Genomic DNA, 4464 nt, shown 5'->3' on the forward strand with positions numbered 1-4464 from the left:
TCCACCCACCCTCCGCCCCACCCCGAGATTTTTTGTGTTCTGGGGGGCTGGGTTTTGTTTAACAGACACTGGTACCGCGGAGTTCGGGCGCTTCGTCGTCGAGGGGTGCGGCGGCGGGCGAACCGCCGCTCCCGTCGAATTGAACGTGTTCAATATGCGCGCTACGCTCGGGGTGAAGATGAGGGGGAACTCATGAAGATCGTCATCCCCGGCGGCTGCGGCGCGCTCGGGACCCTGCTCGACCGCAGCCTGACGGCCGCCGGGCACCAGGTCACGGTGCTCACCCGCCGCCCCGCCGGGCCCCGGCAGGTCGGCTGGGACGGACGGACCCAGGGTGCCTGGGCAGCCGAGCTGGACGGCAGCGACGTGGTCGTCAACCTGGCCGGGCGCAGCGTCAACTGCCGCTACACGCAGGAGAACCAGCGGGCCATGATGGACTCCCGGGTGGACTCCGCCCGGGCCGTCGGCCGGGCGATCGCCGCCGCCCGCAGGCCGCCCGCCGTCTGGCTGCAGATGAGCACCGCCACCGTCTACGCCCACCGGCACGACGCGCCCAACGGCGAACTGGACGGCCGGATCGGCGGCACCGAGCCCGACGCCCCCGCCTCCTGGCGGTACAGCGTCGAGATCGCCCGGGCCTGGGAGGAGGCCCAGACCGACGCCGACACCCCGCACACCCGGCACCTCGCGCTGCGTACCGCCGTCGTCCTCGGCCCCGAGCGCGGGGGCGCCTTCGACTCGCTGTCGTGGCTGGCCCGGCTCGGTGTCGGCGGGCCGATCGCGGGTGGCGCCCAGTACGTGTCGTGGATCCACGAGCAGGACTTCGTCCGTGCCGTCGAGTTCCTGATCGCCCGGCAGGAGCTCAGCGGCCCGGTCAACCTCGCCGCCCCGAACCCGCTGCCCCAGCGCGAGTTCATGCGCGAGCTGCGCGCGGGCTGGGGCATGCCGCTGGCGCTCCCGGCGACCCGCTGGATGGCCGAACTCGGCGCCTTCGCACTGCGCTCGGAGAGCGAACTGCTGTTGAAGAGCCGCCGGGTGGTGCCCGCCCGACTGCTGGAGGCGGGCTTCGCCTTCGCCTACCCGGACTGGCCGGAGGCCGCCCGCAACCTGGTGCGGCGGCTGCGCGGACGGTGAGGCGGGCGGCGGCACGGACGGCGGCGCGGGCCCGGGGGAGGGCCGGGGCGTCACGGGGCTGTCACAGCTGCGCGCCGGAGCTTGCCCGGAGCGGGCCGGGACGGGACGGTGGTGGCGGCCACGGGGGGCGGGGCCACGGGGGAGGGGGCGGGGGATGCGCACGGTGCGGTTGTCGTCCATGCAGATGCGGAGCGAGCGTTCCGGTGTCGGCTTCACGCTGATGGTCGTCACGGGCGTCGCCCTGGCCGTCACGGGCGCGGTCGACGCCTTCGGGGCCTTCCTGGTCGCGGCCCTGGTCGCCGCGGCCGCGCTTTTCGCCACGCCGTACGCCTTCTGGCTGAGGGCCGACGAGCAGGGCGTCACCCTCGTCCGGTACCTGCTGCCGCGCCGCTTCGCCTGGGCGGAACTCCGCGGTCTGGCGATGGAGTTCGACGAGGACGAGGAGATCGGCAGGCGCTGCCTCACCCTGCGGCTGGGGCTCGCCGATCCGCCGGGCCGGTTCGCGGGACCGCTCCTCGGCAAGGTCCTGGTCACCCGGGAGGACGCCCCCTCGGGCGTTCCGCCGCGGGCCATGGCCGAGCTGTTCGCGGTCTTCGGGGAGCGCGGACTGCCCGTCGAGGAGGCGGGGTTCGCCAACGAGGTGCTCCGGGTGCGGGGCCTCCCGAAGCTGCCGCCGCTGCGGGTGTGGGCCGCGCCCGCGGAGGGGGCGCCCGGGGCGGAGCGGGCCTACGCCGACGCGCCGGGCATCGACCAGGAGGCGGACGCCCTGCCGCCCGAGGTCCGGCGGCCCCGGCAGCGTGGCCGGCGCGAGTACCTGCTGCGGCGCGCCGCGCTGGCCGACCGGGTCTTCCTGCGGGACGGGGACGGGCTGGCGCTGGCGATCGCCCTGCGGGCGGCGGAGGAGCTGGTGACGTACGACCAGGTCACGGTCGAGGGCGACCAGCGGCACTACGTGCGTGAGCAGTACCTGGGCTGGCGCACCCGCCGGCCGTAACGGAGCTCAGTCCCCGGCCGGGTCCTCGGCCCGGTCCTCGGCCGGGTCCGTGGCCAGCAGGTGGTCCAGCACCCGGCCGAACACCAGCCGCCCGGCGAGCGCCACCGCCGGGTCGAACAGCCGGGGCAGCCCGGTGATCCGCAGCTCCTCGGCCCACACTGCCTCGCTGCCCGCGCCCACCGCGCGGACCCGCAGTTCGGCGCCGCCGCGCACCACCCGGCCGCGCTTCGCGAGCCGGCACCGCTCGGGCGCGGCCAGCTCGACCAGCTCCATCGGGTCGTCGAGGCGCAGCGGCCCCAGGGTCGTCCGGGCCAGGACCACGTCCCCCACCTGCTGCCCGCCGCCCCGCACCACGCTCACCCGGGTGAACGGCACCCGGTCGCCGTGCCGGTGCCAGGCGGTCAGCCGGGCCCAGCACTCGGCGGGCGGCAGTGGGGAACGGCGGGTCAGGACGAATCGGGCCATGCGGCAGTGTACGGCGGAAAGGCGCACGATCCGGCCGCCGACTCCCGGTCAAAGCTTGGCAAAGTCCAGCCCGTTCCCTGGATGTGCCATTGCACATGTCACATCATGCTCTCCATGAGAAAAGCCATCGCCCTGCTCTCGGCCGCCGCGGCCCTCGCCACCTTCGGCGGACTCGTCGGCCCCGCCTCCGCCGCCGAACCGGACGGGCCCGACCTGGTCGACACCGGTCAGGGCGCGCTCGCCTGGAGCTCCTGCAACGACCCGGCCACCCCGGCCCTCCAGTGCGCGATGCTGGAGGTGCCGGTGGACTACGCCGACCCGCACGGGCGCAGGATCAGGATCAAGCTCAACCGGCTGCCCGCCACCGCGCCCAAGGACAAGCAGCAGGGCCCGATCCTGCTCAACCCCGGCGGCCCCGGCGACTCAGGGCTGTGGATGCCCGCCTACATCGCCGGGAAGATCCCGGCGGACGTCGCCGCCACCTACGACTGGATCGGCTTCGACCCGCGCGGCACCAATGGCAGCGACCCCCACGTCATCTGCGACGCCCACTACTTCGACGCCGAGCGCCCCGACTACCAGCTGAGCCAGGGCACTTCGAAGGCCTGGCTCAAGAAGGCGGCGGGCTACGCCGCCGACTGCGCGGCCGACTGGTCCTGGCTGCTGCCGCACATGACCACCGTCGACAACGCCCGCGACCTGGACAGCATCCGACGGGCCCTCGGCGCACCGAAGATCAACTACTACGGCGGCTCCTGGGGCACCTCGCTCGGCTCCACCTACGGCCAGCTGTTCCCCTCCCACGTGCGCCGGATGGTGCTGGACAGCATCGTCGGCCCGACCATCAGCTGGTACGACCACAACGTCCTCCAGGACGAGGAGCACCAGCGCCGCTTCGACGCCTTCACCGCCTGGACCGCCAAGGCCGACTCGACCTACCACCTGGGCACCGACCCCGCCGCCGTGGCCCAGGCCTACCACCAGGTCGAGGACGCCCTGCGCAAGGACCCGGTCGACGCAGCCCCGGCACCCGGGAAGATCGGCCCCGCCGAGTTCGAGGACACCTTCTACGGCGGCGGCTACAACTTCCTGCGCTGGCCCCGGATGGCCACCGTGCTGTCCGGCTACCTCACCCAGCACGACACCCGGCCGCTGAACATCGCCTACAACAAGTACGCGGCCCCCGGCGCCGACGACGGCGCCTTCCCCGCCTACAACGCCGCCCAGTGCACCGAGAACGCCTGGCCCCGCGACTGGGAGTACTGGAAGAAGGACCAGGCGAAGGTCGACGCCCGCGCGCCCTTCTACGCCTACAACAACATGTGGTACAACGCTGCCTGCATGTTCTGGCCCTACCAGGGCAACCCGGCCGGCCGCTTGAAGATCACCGGCAAGGGCCTGCCCCCCGTCCTGCTCTTCCAGGCCACCGAGGACGCCGCCACCCCCTACCAGGGCGGCCTCGCCATGCACGACGCGCTGCCCGGCTCCAAGCTCGTCGTCCAGAACGGCGGCAGCTTCCACGAGATCCTCTTCCACGACAACGCCTGCCTGGACGACACCTTCACCGCCTACCTGCGCGACGGCAGCCTGCCCCAGGGCAAGGGGCGGATCGCCAGGACCTGCGCCCCCGAGGCCGACCCGGCCCCCGTGTACGTGACCCCGCCGCCCGCCACCGCGAAGGCCCTCACCACCGCACCGGCCGCCCCGCTCGCCCCCAGCGACCCCGAGGCCGTGCGCGGGGTGCTGCGCTAGGAATCCCCCGAAGGACCGACAGCACTGAGCGGGGGGGGGGGGGGCGCGCCCGCGGGGGGGGGGGGGGGGGGGGGGGGGGGGTTTATAGAAAAAACGACCCCACCACCCCAAAAACAAAA

Annotated in this window: 4 protein-coding genes; 3 read left to right on the forward strand and 1 reads right to left on the reverse strand. The window is 73.7% G+C overall.

The genetic code is table 11. The features are described 5' to 3' along the window. The first annotated feature begins 192 nt into the window (after positions 1-192). Both ACFWXO_RS41800 and ACFWXO_RS41805 read left to right on the forward strand, forming a co-directional pair. Complete coding sequence (locus ACFWXO_RS41800; RefSeq protein WP_380531575.1) at positions 193-1134, forward strand: TIGR01777 family oxidoreductase; 942 nt, start codon at positions 193-195, stop codon at positions 1132-1134. A 178-nt stretch (positions 1135-1312) separates the two neighbouring features. Continuing rightward, complete coding sequence (locus tag ACFWXO_RS41805; RefSeq protein WP_380531578.1) at positions 1313-2128, forward strand: hypothetical protein; 816 nt, start codon at positions 1313-1315, stop codon at positions 2126-2128. Between the two features lie 6 nt (positions 2129-2134). Here ACFWXO_RS41805 and ACFWXO_RS41810 read toward each other — a convergent pair whose 3' ends face one another. Continuing rightward, positions 2135-2593 carry an SRPBCC family protein gene (locus ACFWXO_RS41810; RefSeq protein WP_380531581.1) on the reverse strand — a complete coding sequence of 153 codons (459 nt, stop codon included), beginning with the start codon at positions 2591-2593 and terminating at the stop codon, positions 2135-2137. A 114-nt stretch (positions 2594-2707) separates the two neighbouring features. Here ACFWXO_RS41810 and ACFWXO_RS41815 point away from each other — a divergent pair, with 114 nt between their 5' ends. Further along, complete coding sequence (locus ACFWXO_RS41815; RefSeq protein ID WP_380531584.1) at positions 2708-4345, forward strand: alpha/beta hydrolase; 1638 nt, start codon at positions 2708-2710, stop codon at positions 4343-4345. The last annotated feature ends 119 nt before the right edge of the window (positions 4346-4464 follow it).

It is taken from the genome of Kitasatospora sp. NPDC059088, assembly GCF_042738155.1.
Lineage (GTDB): Bacteria > Actinomycetota > Actinomycetes > Streptomycetales > Streptomycetaceae > Kitasatospora.